Origin of the sequence: Mesorhizobium sp. L103C119B0 (assembly GCF_000502235.1) — a bacterium.
Classification (GTDB): Bacteria; Pseudomonadota; Alphaproteobacteria; order Rhizobiales; family Rhizobiaceae; genus Mesorhizobium.
The window spans coordinates 144,448-163,323 of sequence record NZ_AYXE01000001.1 but is presented as its reverse complement, the minus strand read 5'-3'; the positions used below and the strand labels follow the sequence as shown (position 1 = coordinate 163,323).

The 18,876-nt window shown below is 64.1% G+C and carries 16 protein-coding genes and 1 pseudogene; 1 reads left to right on the top strand and 16 read right to left on the bottom strand.

Annotated features, from left to right (window positions below; translation table 11 throughout):
• Window positions 1-28 precede the first annotated feature (28 nt).
• The 10 genes and pseudogenes from X728_RS1000000170020 to X728_RS165310 all read right to left on the bottom strand — a co-directional run bounded on the left by X728_RS1000000170020 (window position 29) and on the right by X728_RS165310 (window position 10,804).
• The gene (locus X728_RS1000000170020) at window positions 29-166 is read right to left on the bottom strand and encodes a hypothetical protein (protein ID WP_023696622.1); all 138 of its coding nucleotides are present in this window, start codon (window positions 164-166) and stop codon (window positions 29-31) included.
• Between the two features lie 4 nt (window positions 167-170).
• A complete protein-coding gene (locus X728_RS1000000167585) occupies window positions 171-971 on the bottom strand; it encodes a hypothetical protein (protein WP_023830329.1) in 801 nt (266 codons plus the stop codon).
• A 7-nt stretch (window positions 972-978) separates the two neighbouring features.
• A complete protein-coding gene (locus X728_RS165280; protein ID WP_023830328.1) occupies window positions 979-2,958 on the bottom strand; it encodes an ABC transporter permease subunit in 1,980 nt (659 codons plus the stop codon).
• Window positions 2,955-4,034, bottom strand: a complete 1,080-nt coding sequence (locus X728_RS165285; protein WP_023830327.1) for a glycine betaine/L-proline ABC transporter ATP-binding protein — start codon at window positions 4,032-4,034, stop codon at window positions 2,955-2,957. Before X728_RS165285 ends, X728_RS165280 begins: the two co-directional genes overlap by 4 nt.
• Before the next feature lie 70 nt (window positions 4,035-4,104).
• Window positions 4,105-5,080, bottom strand: a pseudogene (locus tag X728_RS01000000166080) (ABC transporter substrate-binding protein).
• Window positions 5,081-5,505: 425 nt separating this feature from the next.
• Entirely contained in the window at window positions 5,506-6,324 is an 819-nt protein-coding gene (locus tag X728_RS165290; protein ID WP_050589837.1) for a glucose 1-dehydrogenase, read from the bottom strand.
• Complete coding sequence (locus X728_RS165295; RefSeq protein ID WP_023754060.1) at window positions 6,302-7,066, bottom strand: SDR family oxidoreductase; 765 nt, start codon at window positions 7,064-7,066, stop codon at window positions 6,302-6,304. Before X728_RS165295 ends, X728_RS165290 begins: the two co-directional genes overlap by 23 nt.
• A 106-nt stretch (window positions 7,067-7,172) precedes the next feature.
• Complete coding sequence (locus tag X728_RS165300; RefSeq protein ID WP_023830325.1) at window positions 7,173-8,681, bottom strand: sugar ABC transporter ATP-binding protein; 1,509 nt, start codon at window positions 8,679-8,681, stop codon at window positions 7,173-7,175.
• Window positions 8,682-8,710: 29 nt separating this feature from the next.
• Window positions 8,711-9,649, bottom strand: coding sequence for a sugar ABC transporter substrate-binding protein (locus X728_RS165305; protein WP_023668529.1), 939 nt, complete (start codon window positions 9,647-9,649; stop codon window positions 8,711-8,713).
• A gap of 129 nt (window positions 9,650-9,778) precedes the next feature.
• Window positions 9,779-10,804: an ABC transporter permease gene (locus X728_RS165310; protein WP_023696614.1), complete on the bottom strand. Its 1,026-nt coding sequence runs from the start codon at window positions 10,802-10,804 to the stop codon at window positions 9,779-9,781.
• A 245-nt stretch (window positions 10,805-11,049) separates the two neighbouring features.
• On the opposite strand from X728_RS165310, the gene X728_RS165315 reads away from it, so the two are divergent.
• On the top strand, window positions 11,050-12,012 hold the full coding sequence (locus tag X728_RS165315; protein WP_023696613.1) for a sugar-binding transcriptional regulator: 963 nt from the start codon (window positions 11,050-11,052) through the stop codon (window positions 12,010-12,012).
• 17 nt (window positions 12,013-12,029) lie between these two features.
• On the opposite strand, the gene X728_RS165320 is transcribed toward X728_RS165315, so the two are convergent.
• From X728_RS165320 to X728_RS165345, 6 genes are all read right to left on the bottom strand, one after another.
• On the bottom strand, window positions 12,030-12,623 hold the full coding sequence (locus X728_RS165320) for a hypothetical protein (protein WP_023830324.1): 594 nt from the start codon (window positions 12,621-12,623) through the stop codon (window positions 12,030-12,032).
• Between the two features lie 97 nt (window positions 12,624-12,720).
• Window positions 12,721-14,208 carry an FGGY family carbohydrate kinase gene (locus X728_RS165325; RefSeq protein WP_023830323.1) on the bottom strand — a complete coding sequence of 496 codons (1,488 nt, stop codon included), beginning with the start codon at window positions 14,206-14,208 and terminating at the stop codon, window positions 12,721-12,723.
• Window positions 14,209-14,228: 20 nt separating this feature from the next.
• Window positions 14,229-15,551, bottom strand: a complete 1,323-nt coding sequence (locus X728_RS165330; RefSeq protein ID WP_023729286.1) for a homoserine dehydrogenase — start codon at window positions 15,549-15,551, stop codon at window positions 14,229-14,231.
• Window positions 15,552-15,710: 159 nt separating this feature from the next.
• On the bottom strand, window positions 15,711-16,814 hold the full coding sequence (locus X728_RS165335; protein WP_023830322.1) for a mandelate racemase/muconate lactonizing enzyme family protein: 1,104 nt from the start codon (window positions 16,812-16,814) through the stop codon (window positions 15,711-15,713).
• A 34-nt stretch (window positions 16,815-16,848) separates the two neighbouring features.
• Window positions 16,849-17,538, bottom strand: a complete 690-nt coding sequence (locus X728_RS165340; RefSeq protein ID WP_023735607.1) for a GntR family transcriptional regulator — start codon at window positions 17,536-17,538, stop codon at window positions 16,849-16,851.
• Window positions 17,539-17,719: 181 nt separating this feature from the next.
• Window positions 17,720-18,874, bottom strand: a complete 1,155-nt coding sequence (locus X728_RS165345; protein ID WP_023830321.1) for an efflux RND transporter periplasmic adaptor subunit — start codon at window positions 18,872-18,874, stop codon at window positions 17,720-17,722.
• Window positions 18,875-18,876: the final 2 nt, after the last annotated feature.

The following is an 18,876-nucleotide window of genomic DNA, read 5'->3' as shown; positions in this document are numbered from 1 at the left end:
ATCCGAGCCGTGCTTGAGCTTTCGCGGTTCAGGGGTCGAAGACCGACCGCGATGATGTCGATGGCAGGTTGTTGCCAGCCCGCGACAATGCCGCGACTTTGGACAGTGCGATGAACACTTTCTGGCCGAGATCGCGTGTGCCGGCCACGGGGCAGGTGATGATCATCACTTCAATCCAGCGGATAGTCGGGAGGCGCCTCCGTCTCGGTCACCTTGGCGGTTAGTATCTCGCAGTCGTTGGCCCAGTCGGGGCAATCGCCGCGCATGGCCATCATGTCGGCCATCAGCAGGAACTGCATGGTTCTGAGCGCCCAGTCGGTCGGCTCTTGCGGCCAGGCGAAGATTCCGGCGGCGTCGCCACCGAACTTCACGTCGTGGCAGACAAAACCGACCTCGACCTTCCAGGATCGCAGCGTCAAGCCTGGCGGCGGGTAGGGCGGGTCGGGAAGCTCGAAGTAATTGGCGACCATGAGCTTCGTCGGCTCCGCCGGCTCGATCCCCTTGGCTTTGAAGGCGGCAATGGCGTCGTCGCCAAAGCGCTCGAGGAGGCCGTCTCGCGTCAGCCTGTAGGTCGAGCGAAAGAAGCCGCCCGCCCAGACGGATTCGTTGTTGCCGTTGGAGATCAGCAGCGAGGCGCGGAAGCGGCGCAGCCTGGGCGCCAGCGCCTGCCAGTTGCACTCGGCTGGCGTCGCCGGCGTCGCAATGAAATCGTCGAGTAGATCGCTGCCGCGCACTCCGGCGTTCAGCACCGAACAGTCTTCGCCATAGAGCTGCCAGAGCTGGCGAAGCTCAGCAGTGGCGATGCCGGGCTTGCGCAACTCCTCCACCGAGGCGCGAACCCGCGCAATGGCGTAGGACGTCGCCGCCTCCAGCGTCTCAAACCCCGAAACTACGTGCTCCCCGTCCGGCTCGCCGGTCTTGGCCATGTCGAAGACGAGTACGGCAAAAGGCGGTTCGCCGGGATTGGACATTCAACAATTATCCTAGTCTTGCCCGCGCCTTCGCCGTCCAGGCATTGAACAGCCGGTCTGCGACGATGCCGATGAAAGCGATGGCGAGACCCGCGACAATGCCGCGTCCGGAATCGGCCTTGGACAGCGCGATGAAGACTTCCTGGCCGAGGTCGCGTGTGCCGACCATGGCGCAGATGATGATCATCGCCAGCGCCATCAGGATCGTCTGGTTGACGCCCAGCATGATTTCGGGAAGCGCCAGTGGCAATTGTACCCGAAAGAAGGTCTGGCGCGGCGTGCAGCCGGAAACCTTCGCCGCCTCGATCAGCGCCGGTGGCACTTGCCGGATGCCGTGATTGGTGTAGCGGATCGCCGGCACCACGGCGAAGGCGACCGTGGCGATCATGGCGGTGACGTCGCCGACCCGGAACAGCATCACCACAGGAATGATGAAGCAGAAGGACGGCAGCACCTGCAGCGTGTCGATGATGGGCGTGACGATCTTTTCGAAGCGGTCGCTGCGCGCGGCCGCGAGACCAATCGGGATGCCGATCAGGCAAGCGATGAAGGCCGAGATGCCGCAGAGATAAACCGTCGCCATGGTCTTTTCCCACAGGCCGGTGACGGCGCAGAAGGCGGTCAGCGCGGCGACGAAGGCGGCGAGACGCAGGCCACCGAACTGGTAGCCGGCGAGGCCGAGCAGGGCCACCGCGCCGAGCCACGGAAAGCCTTCGCAGAAGGCGCGCAGCGGGTTCAGTACATTGAGGATGAGCGCCACGCGAAACGCTTCGATCACGTCGAAGAAGTTGATCGTCACCCAGCTCACCGCCGCCTTCCACAGTGGCGCAGTGGTGAAGGTGATCGCCTTCGGCACCGCCGCGAAGGCCGGTACGAACAGGCCGAGCAGCGTCGTCACGACCAGGATGGCGATGGCCCGCGACAGATTGGGATAGCGCCGCCAAACGCTCTGGTTCGCCTGCCGTTGAACGTGGCCTTTTGCCTGCTTATGCGCGATCGCCTGGCTCAGCCGGTCGAGCGCGATGGCGAGCGCCACAATGGCGAGCCCGGCTTCCATCGCTTCGCCGACCTTCAGCGCACGCAGCGCCAGCAGCACGTCGTAGCCGAGGCCGCCGGCGCCGATCATCGAGGCGATGATCACCATGTTCAGCGCCAGCATGATCACCTGGTTGACGCCGATCATCAGTGTCGGCCGCGCCGACGGCAGCAGCACGCGCCACAATTTCTGCCGCGCCGTGCAGCCGGCCATCTCTGAGAAATCGTCGATCTCTGACGGCACCCGCGACAGGCCGAGCATCGTCGCCCGCACCATCGGCGGCGTGGCGAAGATGGCGGTGGCGATCATCGCCGAGACCGGGCTGTTGCCGAACAGGAGCAGCATCGGGATGAGATAGGCGAAGGTCGGGATGGTCTGCATCAAATCGAGGGCAGGTGAGATGATCAGCCGCTCGGCCCATGGCTTGCGCCACGCCCAGATGCCGGCGAACAGGCCGGTGACGATGCAGAACGGCACCGCGATGGAAATCAGTGCCAGTGTCAGCATGGCGCTGGTCCATTGGCCGAACAGCGCGGTGTAGAGGAAGCAGCCGCCGACCAGCATGCCGAGTCTTCTACCGCCCACGGCATGCCCGGCGATGAAGGCGGCGGCGCAGACGCCGATCCAGGACAGGCGCGGCAGGACATAGGCATCGGCACCGTGACCAATCTTGAAATTCTTGGCCAGCAGGTCGAGCGCGAAATCGAGGGGAACGCCGAGCACCGCGGTGATCGAGCGGGTCAGCCAGGACAAGTTCGACTTGATCCAGCGCATCAGCGCACTGACCCAGTCGGCGACCGGGATAACCGCCTCGGCCGGATAGTTGACGGCCCAGGGCAGTCTGTCCTGCAGCAGAAACACCACCAGCACGGCGGCCAGCGCGAGCGCCCAGACCAGCAGCCAGCGCTGAACCGGTGGCCTCGTTTGGCTGGCGCTTGCCGTCACCGTCATGCGCCGGCTCTCGTATGCTCGATACCGGCCAGCAACTCGATCACCGATTGCGGCGTCACCTCGCCGATCGGCCTGCCGGTGCCGTTGACCACGGCGAAGGGCTTACCCGACGCGACAATGCTGGCCGAGAAGCTGGCGATCTTGGCGTCGGGCAAAACCGTGCCGCCGTGCTCGGCGCCATCGCAGGCACGCATCAGGCTGCGCGCCGAAATCACCTTGGCGCGGTCGACATCGCGGGTGAATTCGGCGACATAGTCGGTCGCCGGGTTGACAACCAGCTGTTCCGGCGTGCCGGTCTGGATGACCTCTCCATCCTTCATGATGGCGATGCGGTCGGCAAGCCTTATCGCCTCGTCGAAATCATGGGTGATGAAGACGATGGTCTTGTGCAGCATGGTCTGCAGCCGCATCAGTTCGTCCTGCATCTCGCGGCGGATCAGCGGGTCGAGCGCCGAGAACGGCTCGTCGAGGAACCAGATCTCCGGCTTGGTCGCGAGGCTGCGGGCAATGCCGACGCGCTGCTGCTGGCCGCCGGAGAGTTCGCGCGGATAGAAATGCTCGCGGCCGCGTAAGCCCACGAGATCGATCACCTCCCGCGCTCTCGTTTCGCGCGTCGGTCGGTCCTGGCCCTGGATGCTCAGGGGAAAGGCAATGTTGTCGAGCACGTTAAGATGCGGCAGCAGCGCAAAATTCTGGAACACCATACCCATGCGATGACGCCGCAGTTCGATCAGCGCCGCATCGGAAATCTTGAGCAGGTCGTTGCCTTCGAATTCGACCTTGCCGTGGGTCGGCTCGACCAGCCGCGACATGCAGCGCACCAGCGTCGACTTGCCGGAGCCGGACAGCCCCATGATGATGAAGATCTCGCCCTGGCGTATTTCGAGATCGACGGCGCGCACCGCACCCACCAGTCCTGCGGCAGCGACATCGGCCATGCTGGCCTTGCCGTCACGCTCGCGGATGAAGCTGGCCGCGTTCGATCCGAACAGTTTCCAGACATTGCGGCAAGCAAGCTTTATCGGCCGCGCATCCTTTGGCGTGCCAACTGCCTGCGGTTCAGTCGCTTCCGTCATCCAATGGTCCTTCTGGAAAATGGAGATAAGACCCGGCCGCTAGGGCCGGGTCTGGCTTCCAGTCAGGCGATCACTGCGCCCAGGCTTTCCAGTCGGCTTCGTGGGCAGCGATCCAGGCGGCGGCGACGTCTTCCGGCGTCTTGCCGCCAAGATCGATCTCGCCGCTCATCTTGTTGAGCTCATCGGTGTCNGATCGTGTAGGCCTTGGCCACCTTGTAGGCGATCGGCCATTTGTCCTTCATGCCGGACCAGGAGTATTTCCAGATCTCGCCATGCGGCTTGCCGCAATCATATTTGGCATCCGGGTTGGTGCCCCATTTCGGATCGGTGTAGCATTCGGGCGTATACTCCGGGAATTCAACCCACTCGCCCTGGTACTTGGCCGGCGCCCAGTGCGGCGAATAGATCCACAGCATGATCGGCGCCTTGCGCTGATAGGCCGAGTCCAACTCGGCGAACATCGCCGCGTCGGTGCCGGCATGGATGACGGTGAAGGGCAGCTTCAGCGCCTCGACGCGCTCGTCGTCAAAACCCTCCCAGGTTACCGGGCCGCCGAGATAGCGGCCCTTCGGCGCCGTCTCCGCTGTCGAGAACGCCTCGGCGCATTTCGGGTCCTTCAGCGCTTCCCAATTGGGCAGGCCGGGGCATTTCTCCTTCATATATTCGGGAAACCACCATTCCTCCTTGGCTTTCGGCCCGAGCTTGCCCAGCCGCTCGGTCTGGCCGGTGGCGTCTGAAGCCTTCATCGCCTCGCCGGCCGTCGTGTCCCAGAACTCCAGGCCGACATCGAGGTCGCCATTGGTGAGACCGGTGGTCAGGCTGGAGAGGTAGTCGGCGGTCGGATATTCGACGGTATAGCCGAGCTTTTCGAGGATACCGCCAAGGATCTTGGCGTTGAGGTTGACGCTGGTCCAGTCGAACAGCGCGATCTTGATCGGGTCGTTGGATTCAGGTGCTGCTGCGTGGACCGGTGATGTAAGCGCACTTGCGGTGGCAAGCGCCAAGGCTCCCATTGATAGGTTCGAAATCACACTGCGAAATGACATGCTTGTTCTCCTGTCAAACCATGTGGAAATTTCTTGACCGTTCCCTTCTTGCGTCTTTTCTTGATTGTGTTGGAAAGGCGGGTCGTTGCGCAAGTTCGTTCGCACCATGCCATTGCCGCGGCCGCAACTTGCGCAGGCGAAATGGTTCCTCGACTTGGTGTTTATGTGATGCCGGGCGGGCCCGCGTCATGGCATCGGATGGATTGCTGCGTGAGCAATCGTCAACAGATCGATCGCCGCTCCAGCGGCGCTCTCAGACGTGCGAGCCATCAACGTCCCATGGTCTCGGCCGGCGAGCCCCATCCCCGCCAAGGCCGTTTCATGGGATGAAATTATATATACCAACGTTCATGCCGCGCAACGGCTGATGCCCTGTGCACTGCGGAATTTCAGACTGGTCGATTGCCAACCGCCGGAGCTGACGTTCACGACATGATCAGGCCGCCATCGACATTGATGGTTTGGCCGGTGATGTAGGTGGCGTCGTCGCTGGCGAGAAAGCTGACCAGGCCGGACACGTCCTCGCCGCTGCCGGCGCGCCCCATTGGGATGTTCTTCACCCATTCGGCCATCAGCTCGCCGGGCTTGTAGTCACCCATCAGCTTGCCCCAGGCGGCGTCGTTGTAAGCCCACATGTCAGTGTCGATAATGCCGGGGCAAATCGCGTTGACGGTGATCTTTTCCTTGGCTACTTCCTTGGCCAGGCTCTGGGTGATGCCGACGACGCCGAACTTCGACGCCGCATAATGTGGCGTGTAGACGAAACCCTGCCGCGCCTGGCCCGATGCCGTGTTGATCAGCCGGCCGCCATCGCCATGCTTGCGGATGCGGGCGATCGCTTGCTGGCAGCACAGGAACACGCCCTTGGTGTTGACCGCCAACACCTTGTCCCACTCGGCTTCGGTCATCGCCTCGATCCGGGCGATGGTGATGACGCCGGCATTCTGCACCGAAATGTCGACACGGCCGAATTCCTTCTCGGCGAGATCGTAAAGCGCTGTGACCTCATCCTTCCTGGTAACGTCCATGCGCATCGACGCGACCTTGGCGCCCGCGGCTTTCAGGCTGGCGGCAACCTCTTCGACGCGGGCATCGATGGCGCTGACCACGACCGCGGCACCTTCCGCGGCGAAGCGCTTCGCCATCGCCGCGCCGATGCCGCCGCTGGCTCCGGTGATCACAGCAGTCTTGCCTTCAAAACGCTTCTGCACTTTTCTTCTCCTACCAGCAGACAAAGCCGCCATCGACGATCAGGTCGATGCCGGTGACGTAACTCGCGGCGCGGCTGGCCAGGAACACGGTCGGCCCGACCATCTCTTCCGGCGTCGCCATGCGGCCCATTGGTGTGTCGCGCTCGAATATCTTGATCTGTTCCGCGACCTCAGGCCGTTTGTTCATCGGCGTCAGCGTGTAGCCGGGGCTCACCACATTGACGCGCAGGCCGCGATCGGCCCATTCCATGGCGAGGCTCTTCGACATATGGATGACGGCCGCCTTCGACGAATTGTAATGCGCCTGGGTCAGGCCGCGATTGACGATCGAACCCGACATGGAGGCGATGTTGATGATCGAGCCCTTGCGTCGTGAAAGCATGGCGCGCGCTTCGGCCTGGCAGGACAGGAACACGCCGCTGACATTGACGTCGTAGATTTTCTGCCACGTCTCCAGCGGCAGCGTCTCGGCCGGCTCGGCCCCGGCGATGCCGGCATTGTTGACGGCGATGGTCAACGCGCCGAGTTCGTTCTCGGTGCGCTCGATCGCTGACGCGAGATCGGCCTCCGACGTCACCGTGCCGGTCAGCACCAGCGCCTTGCGGCCAAGTGCCGAAATCTTGTGCGCCGTCTCGTCCAGCCCGCCCTTGGAGGTGTGGCCGAAACAGACGACATCGGCGCCGGCTTCGGCCAATCCAATGGCGATCGCTTGCCCGATGCCGCTGCCGGCGCCTGTTACCAGCGCTACGTCGCCGCTGAGATCGAATAGTTTCATGTTGTTCCCCCTCCTGAAATGAAGGGGCGCCAGTCTTTGCTGGCGCCCCGCGCGGTCCGGTCCTTGGGAGGATACCACCTGCTGCGCTTTGTTCCGACTCCTGTCCTCAGCTCGTGGCGAGTTCCATCACCGCGACATTGCTGGCCTCGCTGCGGCCGAGAATGCCGCGCTGGCGGCCGCGGCTCAGCACCAGCACCCGGTGCGACAGACCCAGCACCTCCTCGAGGTCGGAGCTCACCACCACCACCGCCATGCCGGAACGGGCGAGGTCGGCGATGACGTCGTAGATCGCTGCGCGCGCACCGACATCGATACCGCGCGTCGGCTCATCGAGGATGAACACCTTCGGCGGGCGTGACACCCATTTGGCGATGATCACCTTCTGCTGGTTGCCGCCGGAAAGCTTGCTGACCGCCTGGCCAGGTTTGCCCTTGACCCCGAGCCTTGCGATGCCGGCTTCGGCGAATTTCTGCACCGCTTTCGGAAACACCCAGCCCTTCGGCGCGACATGGTCGAAATTGCCGAACGCCAAATTCTCGCCGATGGTCTGGTCGAGCACGACGCCTTGCGCCTTGCGGTCTTCCGGCACCAGCACGACGCCGGCCTTGATGGCTGCCGCCGGCCCGCTGAGATGCACCGGTTTGCCGGCAACGCGCACCGAGCCCGACGAGATCGGATCGGCGCCGGCGATCGCCCGCACCAGTTCGGTGCGGCCGGCGCCGATCAACCCGGCAATGCCGAGGATCTCGCCTGCTTTGACCGAGAAGGAAAGGTTGTTGAAACTTTTCTCCGGCGAAGACAGGTTGTCGACCTCGAGCAGCGTCTCCTCGCGCGGTGGCGACAGATGCGGGAACATCCGCTCGACCGAGCGGCCGACCATCTGCTCCACCACTGTGCGCACGGGAATATCGGCGCGCTCGTGGCGGGCGACGATGCGTCCGTCGCGCATCACAACCACGCGGTCGGCAATCTGCGCGATCTCGTCGAGACGATGGCTGATGTAGATGAAGGACATGCCCTCCGCCTTGAGCTTGCGGATCTGCTGGAACAAAAGCTCCGTTTCCTCGCCGCCGAGCGCTGCGGTGGGTTCGTCGAAGATCAGCAATTCGGCATTCAGCGTCAACGCCTTGGCGATCTCGACCTGTTGCTGGGCGGCGATGCGCAGTGTGCCCACCTTGCGCTCGGGCGAGACGTCGAGGCCAAGCCGCTTCAACTGCGCCGAGGCCTTGGCGTTCATCGCTGCGCGGTCGATGCGACCGCCGCGCATCGGCAGGCGCCCGACATAGACGTTTTCCGCCACCGACAGATCCGGCAGCAGCTTCAGTTCCTGATGGATCATGCCCACACCGGCATCGATTGCCGCGGCAGGCGAGGCGGGGGAATAGGGCTTCCCCCGCCAGATGATGGTGCCCGCGTCGGGCCGGGTCGAGCCGGCGATGATATTGGACACCGTCGACTTGCCGGCGCCGTTTTCGCCGAGCAGCGCCACAACCTCGCCCGGCCGCACCTCAAAGCTTGCATCGGCCAGGACCTGGACCGGTCCGTAGCTCTTGCAAAGGCCGTTGACGAAGAGCCCGTTGTGCGGGCTTTCGCTGTGGCGAGGATCAGGAGACATCGTGGCGCTCTCTTAAGCGGTGCCGGTCGTTACGGATGCTTGGCGATGAACTGCTCGACATTGTCCTTGGTGGTCAGCGTCGCATCCTGCAGCTGTTCGGCCGGAACGCTTTCGCCGGCCACCAGCTTGATCGCCGCATCGACGGCGAGCCGGCCCATGCCTTGCGTCTGCTGCGTCGCGGTGACGTCGAACACGCCGTCCTTCAGCGCCTTGAGTGCGGCCACGTCGCCATCGAAGCCGGCAACCCAGACCTTGTGGCCGGGATTGGCGACCTTGACCGCCTGTGCCGCACCCAGCGCCAGCGCATCGGCCTGGCCGATGACGATGGAGACATCGGGATGCGACTGCAGCAGGTCCTGCGTCAGCTTGAAGCCTTCGTCCTGGTGCCAGCCTTCGCTCCACAATTCGCCGACCACCTTGATATCGGGATAGGCCTTGAGCGCTTCGCCGCAGCCCTTCGAGCGATCCACTTCCGGCGTCGTGCCCTTCTGGCCGTGGATGATGATCAGTTCGCCTTTGCCGCCGGCCTGCTTGGCGATGTAGTCGCACACCGCCTGCGCCGAGGCGACGCTGTTGGTGGCGATGAAGGTGTCGCCGGGCGCGCCGTCTGCGTTGCGGTCGACATTGACCACCGGAATGCCGGCGGCCTTGGCGGTCTTGGTCGGCACGGTGGCGGCTGTGGCGCCGGCCGGAATGTAGATCAGCGCGTCGATGTTCTGCGTGATCAGATCCTGCACCTGGCTGACCTGGGTCGCTGAATCGCCCTTGGCGTCGACGGTGACGATCTCGATGCCCTTCTCCTTGCCGTAGGCTTCGACCGACTGCTTGATCTGGTTGAAGAAGTCGGCCTGCAAATTGGCCACCGCGAGGCCGAGTTTCTTGGCCTCCTTGGCCGAGGCCATGTCGGTCAGCCCGAGCATAGGAATGATGGCGGCAGCGGCAAGCAGCAATGAACGTTTGGTCAGCATGTGTTTCCTCCGTTGATAGTCAAACTGTCCCGCCAGCGCATCGCGCCCCTTGGAACATCCCAGTTTCGGATCGACCGATCCGTCTATCGCCCGGACGCTCCGGGCGAATTCTCAATTGTGCCCCGTTCTCTATCGCGCCCTGCGCCGCCAGGTATCGCTGGCGACCGCCAGCGCGATCACCACGCCGATCACCACCTGCTGGATGAAGGGCGAGACGCCGAGCAGATTGAGCCCGTTGCGCAGCACGCCGATGATGAGCACGCCGACCGCGGTGCCGCCGATCGAGCCGATGCCGCCCGACAGGCTGGCGCCGCCGATCACCACCGCCGCGATGGTGTCGAGCTCATAGCCCAGGCCGGAACTCGGCTGCACCGAATCCAGCCGCGCGGCGAGCACGATGCCGGCAAGACCCGCAAGCACGGCGCAGATGGCATAGACCCAGTTGGTCAGCGACTTCACCGGAATGCCGGAGAGCCGCGCCACCTCGGCGCTGCCGCCGATGGCGTAAAGGCTGCGGCCGGTGGCGCGGTAGTTGAGGAAGATGGCGAAGACGATCGCCAGCACCATCATCACCCCGACTGTGACCGACAGGAAGCCGAAATGGCGGATGATCGACAGGCTGGTGAACCAGTCGGGAAAGCCGACGATCTGCGAACCGTCGGTGATCATGTTGGCAAGACCGCGCGCCACCGACATCATCGCCAGCGTCGCAATGAACGGCGGCAGCCGGGTGACGGTCACCAGCAGGCCGGACACCAGTCCGCAAAGGCCGGCGACGACCAGTGCTGCGACGACGCCGGCCGCAAGGCCGAGATTGAGATAGTCGGGGTGGGAGACAAAGCCCATCACCATGGCGGCCAGCGCCAGCACCGAGCCGACCGAGAGATCGATGCCGCCGATCAGGATCACCAGCGTCATCCCGATTGCCATGATGCCGAGCACCGTGATCTGGTCAAGTACGTTGAGGATGTTGCGCACGGTGAGGAACGTGTCGGTGGTCAGCGTCAGCGCCAGGCAAAGCAGCAGCAGCCCGATCAGCGGCCCCATGGTTCCGGCAAACAGCGCCGAAAGCTTCGCGGCCGTCGCACCTTGAGCGCCGGGCGCGGCTTTCAACTCGCCAGCCTTCGACTCGCTTGCATCATTACTCACGGCCACTTCGTCTCCTCCGTCAGCGAAACGACGATGGCCTGCCGTCCGCTCTTGTTCACCAGGCACCTCCCTGTGAACAATTTATCTTTGATATGCAATTTTGTTCAGCTAAACTGTTCATTAGAAAATTGTCAAGAGCCGTTGCGCCATTCGGCGAAGGTTTGCGCCACCGGGCGGTTTGTCCTAGGGAAGGCCAGGGGGCGGCGCTTTGCGGAAAAGATTTCCGAAATCTGCCGCGGGAGAGCACGAGCATGGCGACCGTCGAAAATGAGAAGGCCTCGCGCTTCCCCGATGCCGAGCTGAAGGCCCGCGCCGCCTGGCATTACTATGTCGAAGGGCTGACGCAGGAGCGCATCTCCGAGATTCTTGGCGTCGGCCGCATCAAGGTGCACCGGATCCTGTCGGCTGCCCGCGAGGAAGGCATTGTCCAGTTCCGCATTCGCGACAGTGTCGTCGAATGCGTGCAGCTCGAGGAGAGCCTGAAGCAGCGTTTCGGGCTCAGCCAGGCGGTCGTGGTGCCATCAGCCGCTGATCGCAGCAACGCGCCGCTGATGATCGGCCACGCGGCTGCCGCCTATCTCGCCGACAACGTCAATGCCGGCGACGTCATTGCGCTGGGCTGGGGCCGGACGCTGAAATTCGCCATCAACGAATTGCCGAGGCGGCCGATTGCCAGGACGACGGTCGTCTCGATGCTCGGCGGCCTCACCCACGCGCAGCCGCTCAACCCGACCGAAAGCGCCTGGGAGTTCGCCGAAAAGATCGGCGCTGAATGTTTCTTGCTGCCGGTGCCGGTCTATGCCGACAAGCCGGAACAGCGCGATGCCTTCATGAGCCAGCGCAGCGTTCAGGATGTCGTCTTCCGCGCGCGCCGCGCCAACATCGCCGTGCTCAGCGTCGGCTCGTTTTCCAAGGACAGCCCGATCGCCAATTACGGCTTCATCAAACCGAGCGAACTCGAGGAATTGCAGGCGGCCGGCGCGGTCGGCGACCTCTTGTGCCATTTCATCGACGCCGAGGGCGACTCTGTCGACCATGAGGTCAACCGTCGCGTCTGCGCCTATCCGCTGCAGGATCTGTCCGATATTCCGAGCATCATCCTGGTGTCAGGCGGTCAGGAGAAGGTCGCCGTCATGCGCGCCGCGCTCGCCAATACCAGGATTTCGGTTCTCATTACCGATGAAGATGCGGCCAAAGGCCTGCTCAACCGTTGAGCGCTGTCCGGCGTCGGTCAGAATTCGCAGGGCTCCGGACGACTGTCGTCCGACCAGTCGGCCAGCGCGACCGGCACGAATTTTCCCGCGACCGGTTTGCCGTCGTCCAGGTCCTTTGAGGCAACGCCTCTGCCGGTGAGAAAATTGATGTCGCAACCGCCCAGCGTCGTCTCGACCGAGCCGTCGGCTTTCTGAACATTCCAGTCCCAGTCGCGACTGTAGCCGGCGACAAGGAATTTACCGCCGCGCCAGACGATGGTCAGCGTTGTATCCCATGATTTGTTGGCGCCGCAGCCGAAGCACGAGGTGACGACAAGCGATCCCTTGCCCTTGCTTTCGAGCCCGAGAATACGGTCCTGCGTCAGCGCCTTTTTGACAAAGTCAGGCTTGCGCGAAGGATCGAGCTTTCCTTCGCCGGCAGCCAGATAGATCGAGAGATCCGCCAGCCCGGTGTCGGAATCCGCCGCGATCGCGGCCCGATCCATCCTGCCGTCATTGTCCATGTCGAGCGTGACCTCGAAGGGCGGCTCGTCCTGCGCACGCGCCGTCATCGGAGCTGCCGCAAGCGCGACAATCCAGGGCAGGGCGGCAAGGTGAAATACTGCTTTCATGAGCCCGATGAGTCTAGCATTGGCCGGGCAGGACGCAAAATCGGCAAGCTGGGCAGGTTGGGCATGGGAGCCTCACGCAGGCAAGCTGCGCTTGAACTCAGATCGCACCGAGCCGCGCGTGGATGTCGCGTGTCGCGTGATAGAGGTCGCGGTAGATCGCCTTGCGCGCCCGGTAAGCCGGCACCAGCGTCATATCCGGATCGACACGCCTGGCCGGCGCCGCCGCCATTGCCTTGGCGGCGTCTTCCGCCGAGGCGAACCAGCCGATCGCCGAAGCAGCCAGCATGGCCGCGCCAAGGGCCGCCGCCTCGTTGACCGGCGACACGAACAGCGGCCGCTCCAGCACGCTGGCCATGATCTTCATCAGCAGCGCCGAATTGGTGCCGCCGCCGGCGGAAATCATCTCTCCCGACTTGCCGCCGCTTTCGGCCTCCATCGCCTCGCTGGCGATGGCCTGCTCCAAAGCGATGCCTTCCAGCGTGGCGCGGAAGAGATGCCTGGGCTCATGGTCGAGCGACAGGCCAACAACGGCGCCGCGCGCCGCGCCATCCCAATAGGGGCTCATGACGCCGGCCCAATAGGGCATGACCAAAAGACCGTCGCCGCCGGCCGCAACATCGACCGCACCCTTCTCCAGTTCTGCCGCGGAAGACGCGCCGGTGGTGCGCACGATCCAGTCGACCAGTTGCATGCCCGAGCGCAGCACGGTTTCCAGCATGAAGCCGGAGCCGGTCGGCGAGACCAGCGTGCGAAACGCATCCGATGTGGTGACCGTGCCGGAATAGCAGCCGCTGACGACGCCGGAGCCGAGCGAGAGATAGCTCCTGCCGGCACCATAGACGCCCATGCCGAGACCCATGGCCTGGCCATCGCCGGCGCCGGCGACAATTGGCGTGCCCGCTTTGAGGCCAGTCAGCTGGGCAATGCTTTCGGCAAGGCCGCCGCAGATTTCGCCTGGGCCGATCAGCGCCGGCAACTGCCGTGGCTGCAACCCTGCAGCCCAGACAAGCTCAGGGTGCCATTCGCCTGTCGTGACATCGAGCAAGCCGAGCGGGTCGGCACTTGCCGTGCTGGTTACCAGCCGTGCGGTCAGCCGGTGAACGAAGAAGCCATGAACATCGACCAGGGCGGCGGCGTTGGCCAGCACCTGCGGCTGGTGTTCCGCCAGCCAGGCGATGGCATAGAGCGCCGGCGTCGGATCCGGCGGCTTGCCGCTCCAGTCGCGGATCGTCTCGCGGCCAAGCTCGGCCGACAGCTTGGCGACTTGAGGCCGGGCGCGCTCGTCAAGCCACAGGATCGCCGGGATGAGCGGCGTGCCGGCCTGATCGATCAGGGTGAAGGTCTCGCGCTGATGGGCTATGGCAATTGCCGCCACGCGCGCTGCGCCGACCTTGTCGGCAACCTGCTTCAGCGAACTGATGAGGGCTGCCCACCAATGTTCGGCATCCTGCTCGAAATGGCCGGGCTTCGGATTGGCCAGCGGATAGGCCTCGCGCGCCTGGAACAGCTCCGCGCCGTCGCCGGTGAAGGCGATCGCCTTCACCGCCGTCGTCGAGGCATCGATCCCGATAACGACATCGTCCATCACAGGGAGATCCCGAAGGTTCAGGCGGCGTTGGTCACAAACTGTCCGTCCGACTGGTCGAGACGGCGGCGGATCTGCGTTATCACCATCGAATCGTCGGGTACACAATTTTCATAGGTGAGGAAGTCGCCGGTCTTGACCGGCTTGACCACCTTGGCGCGTTCGGCAATCCCGAGCGGCAGCGCGCCCTTGGCGCGGGCGTCCTCCCAGGTCATGGCGAAGCCGCGATAGTCGTTCTCGCCGATCATGCCGAGCGATTGGCCCGCGCCGAGATCGCTCTTGGCCACCGCCACCGCTTCGGCGACCGGATGGTCGAGGGGCTCCATGTCGGCGCGTTTGTAGACCACGGCGCGCGCCGCCGACAGTGGCACTTCAAGGCTTGTCAGGTGATAGGGACGGTAGATCGTGAAATAGGGGCCCTTGCCGACCTTGAGGTCGACCATGCGCTCCAGCACGCGCGGATGCCTCGTTTCGATGATGCAGAACACGCCGGGCGCCACGCCCTTGCCGATGGAATAGTCGACCACGCCCTTGCGGTGCAGCACGCCGCCATCCTCGCGCGGGCAAAGCACGCTGGCCAGTTCCTCCAGCGTCGCCGTCGGGCCGTGCATGCCCGGCACGTCGGGCACCAGCCCGGTGGCGTTGGCGATAGCCACCATCTCGATCGCCGTCTTGGAACCGTCGACGAACTCGACCAGCATGCGCGCATTCATGTTGCGCTCGGCCGCTTCCTTCTCGTAGTCGGCGGGCATGGCGTCGATCTTGAGCGGGTTGTTTTTGCCCTTGCCGGCGGCGATGATGTTGAAGCCGAGGCTCTTGGCGAAGCCGATGATCTCCAGCGTGCAGGCGGGTTCGTCGCCGGCCGCACCGGTGTAGACCACGCCGGCCTTGCGCGCTTCCTCCTTGAGGAAGCGGCCGATCGTAATGTCCGCCTCGACATTGAGCATAACGATGTGCTTGCCGTTCTTCATCACTTCGAGCGCAAACAGCGTGCCGATGTTGGGATTGCCTGTCGCGTCGATGATGACATCAATGCGGCCGGCCGCGGCCAGCGCATGCAGATCTTCGGTGACAGCGATCTTGCCGGCCTCGATGGCGCGGTCGATGGCAGAGGCGGTCGCAGCCTGGACGATGTCGGAGCGGTCATGGCCGGCGAGCAGTGCGGCATCGATCGCCGCTTGCGGGCGCACCTCGGAAATGGCACCGATCCGCATGCCCGGCATCAGCGCCACCTGGACGACGATGTCGGTGCCCATCTGCCCGGCGCCGGCGAGACCGATGGTGATAGGCCCTTGGGCTTCAGCGCGCTGCAGAAGTTCCGCTGCAAATTGCGGATGGGCCATATCGCTTCCTCCAGTCACGACGCGCCGCAGCGTCAAATCATCATTTTGAACATTCCTATTTCCATTTGAAAAATATTTCAACCCGCAAATCGGAGAATGGCTGCAGGACCATCTCCCACGGAGGATTCGTGGGGTGACAGCTTCATGCTGCGCTTGATCTCAGCCGATCTCTAGGAAAGGCTTGCCGAGCAGGTCGGGCACGACATCGATGCCGAGGCCGGGCCCGTCGGGAATGCCCATGTGGCTGCCGGTGACCGGTGGGGCGTTGGAGGCCGTGCGCACCGTCACCCACTCATGGAAGGCGATGGCGTGCAGCCGGCGTTCTTCCGGCGTCGACAGCGACAGATGCGCCATCGCCGCCGTGTCGATCTCGGCGCCGCCCGTATCCTCGACGGTGATCATGAAACCGAGATCGACGGCGACGTCGCGGATTTGCCTTGTCCTGGTTACGCCGCCAAGCCGCGAGATCTTCAGCGTCAGCCCGTCGGCGGCGCCCAGGCGATGGATTTCCAGCATCGCCTCGAGCGAGATGACGCTCTCGTCCAGCACCATCGGCTTGTCGAGCATGCGGCGCACCGACATGTTCTCCTCGATCGTCGTGCAGGGCTGCTCGAACGTGTAGTCGATGCCGCGCGTTGCATCGGCGAACTGCCGCGCCTGGTAGGGTGTCCAGCCGGCATTGGCGTCGCAGAAAATCACCGTGCCTTTCGGCACGGCCGAAGCGACTGCGCTCACCCGCTCGATGTCTTCATGCACATTGCCGCCGACCTTGACCTGCAGCCGGCGGCAGCCCTGGGCGATGATCTTTTTGGCCAGTGCCGCCATCTGGTCGAGCGTGCCGTGGGTGACGACGCGGTAGGTCTCCGCCATGTCGCTCTCGCGGCCTCCAAGCATGGTCACCAGCGGCACGTCGGCGGCGCGGGCGGCCAGATCCCAGCAGGCCATGTCGAGCGCCGACTTGGTGTAGGGATGGCCCTTGAACACCGTATCCATCAGCCGGCCGATGCCGGCGAGGCCACGCGGGTCCTGGCCGATCAGGTGCGGCGCAATCTCGACCACGCCCGCGCGCGTTCCCGCCGGAAAGGCGGCCGAATAGAAATTGCCGAGCGGCGCCATCTCGCCCCAGCCGGTCACGCCGCTGTCGGAGGTGATGGCGACGATCACCGCATCGAAGCAGTCTGCAACCCGCCCCTTTGACATGCGGTAGGGCCCGTCCACGAAGGGCTGCACGACGCGATAGGCCTTGATGGTTTTGATCTGCACTTGTCTGTCCGTTGTCTCTAGGCGTTGAGGAGGGTCAGCCCTTCGATGTCCGCTGTTCGAGGCCACGCGCATAGGCAAGCAGCTCTTCGAAATCGAGGTCGATATGCTCGCGCGCATGGCGCTGGGCGGCGCGCATGTCGGCGCCCTTCAAGAGCCGCACATAGGTCTCGTGGAGATCTTCGGCCGGCACCGGCTCGTTGCGGGCCCGCTGGTGCAGGGCAAAATACATCTGCAGCCGGCTGGTCAGCCGCTGCCAGGTTTCCAGCAGCACCGAATTGTCGGCCCATTCATAGATCAGCCCGTGCAATTGCAGCGCGGCTTCGATCTGGCGGGTGGTGTCTCGCGCGCGCGTCGCCTGCTTCACTGCCTCGTGCCGGCGGTCGAGTTCGCCGAAGAAGCGCTGGTCGCGCAGCTTCCATGTCCGCTCGATGGCGAATTCATCGAGCACCTTGTTCAGCGAATAGGCGTCGTCGATATCTTTGGCGGTGACATCGATGACGAAGGTGCCGGCATAGGGAATGCTGGTCAGGATGCCTTCCTGCACCAGCTCGCGCATCGCCTCGCGCAACGGCGCACGGCTGACCCGCATCTGCTCGGCGATCCTCAGCTCGTTGAGCTTTTGGCCGGGTTCCAGCTGGCCGGTCAGGATCGCGCGCCGCAACAGCGCGACGATCTCGGCCCGGCGTGTCGTATCCGCGATCGGACTGAAGTCCAGCTTGGCCATTCCGTCATTCCAGTGAGAGCCGGAAACGAGACAAGCAGATTGTCGACAATCCTACAAGATGATTGTTCCGGATTCTTGTGCCTTGCGGTTACTCCAAAAACGGCGTGCGGCGCTCCATAAAAAAACGGCGCCCTCGGCGTGGAAGCCGAAGGCGCCGCAGGACCGGGGCTGATGGGGGTTATCAGCTGGCCGGTTTCTCCTGGGGCAACGGCGAGATCGGCATTCCTGGTCCGATTTTCTGCAGATTGCCCGTTATCACCTGGTCGCCTTCGGCAACGCCGCTGAGGACCGCCACAAGGTCGCCGCTGGTCGCGCCGAGCGAGACGATGCGCTGGTCGACCGTGTTGCCCTTGCCGACGACATAGACATATTTGCCGAGCTGGCTCGAACCCAGCGCCACCTGCGGCACCATCAGCGCGTCGGGCAGCTGCTTGATGTGCAGCCGCACCCGGACATACTGGCCCGGCAGCAGCGAGAACTTCGCATTGCCGATGGTGGCGCGCGCCGTAATCGTGCCGGTCGAGTGGTCGACCGTGTTGTCGATGAAGGTGAGTTCGCCCTTCTGGCTGGCTTCGGTCTCGCCGGGCAGCAGCACCTCGACCTCGATCGGGCCGGCGGCGCGGGCCTGTTCGATTTCGGCCAGGTCCGTCTCGCTCGGATTGAAGGTGACGTAGATCGGGTCGAGCTGCACCAGCGTGTTCAGCACCGTCCCGGCGACGCTGACCAGCGTGCCGACCGAAGCCTGGTTGCGGCCGACGCGGCCGGCAAACGGAGCGTGGATTTCGGCGTAGCTCAAATTGAGCTCGGCCGTGCGCACCGCCGCCTGGTTGACGGCAAGCGACGCTTCGGCCTGGCGCAAGGTGCTCGTACGCTGGTCGAACCCATCCTTGGCCAGATAGCCGCTCTTGGCGAGTTCGGAGCCGCGGCCGAGATTGGAGCGAGCATAGTCGAGGCTCGCCTGGTCGCGCTGCACTTCGGCCTTGGCCTGGTCGAGAGCCGCCTTGAAGTCGTCAGGCGAGATCTTGTAGAGCAGATCACCCTGGCGCACATCCGCGCCGTCCTTAGCCGTCTGCTCCTGCAGATAGCCGGGCACGCGGGCCTGCAAGGTGACGCTGCGGATCGCCTCGATGCGGGCGGCGTAGTCGAGGTAGATCGGGATCGTCTTCTTGACCACGCTCGTCACCGGCACCGGCATAACGAATGCCGCAGGTGCTGCCGTCGCTGCCGCCGTGCCGGCATTGAGGCTGAGATTGCCCATGTCGAGGAAGTGGACGCTTGCCACCGAGATCGCTCCCAGGGCGACGGCCGATCCCAAAGCTATTTTCCATTTACGCATTT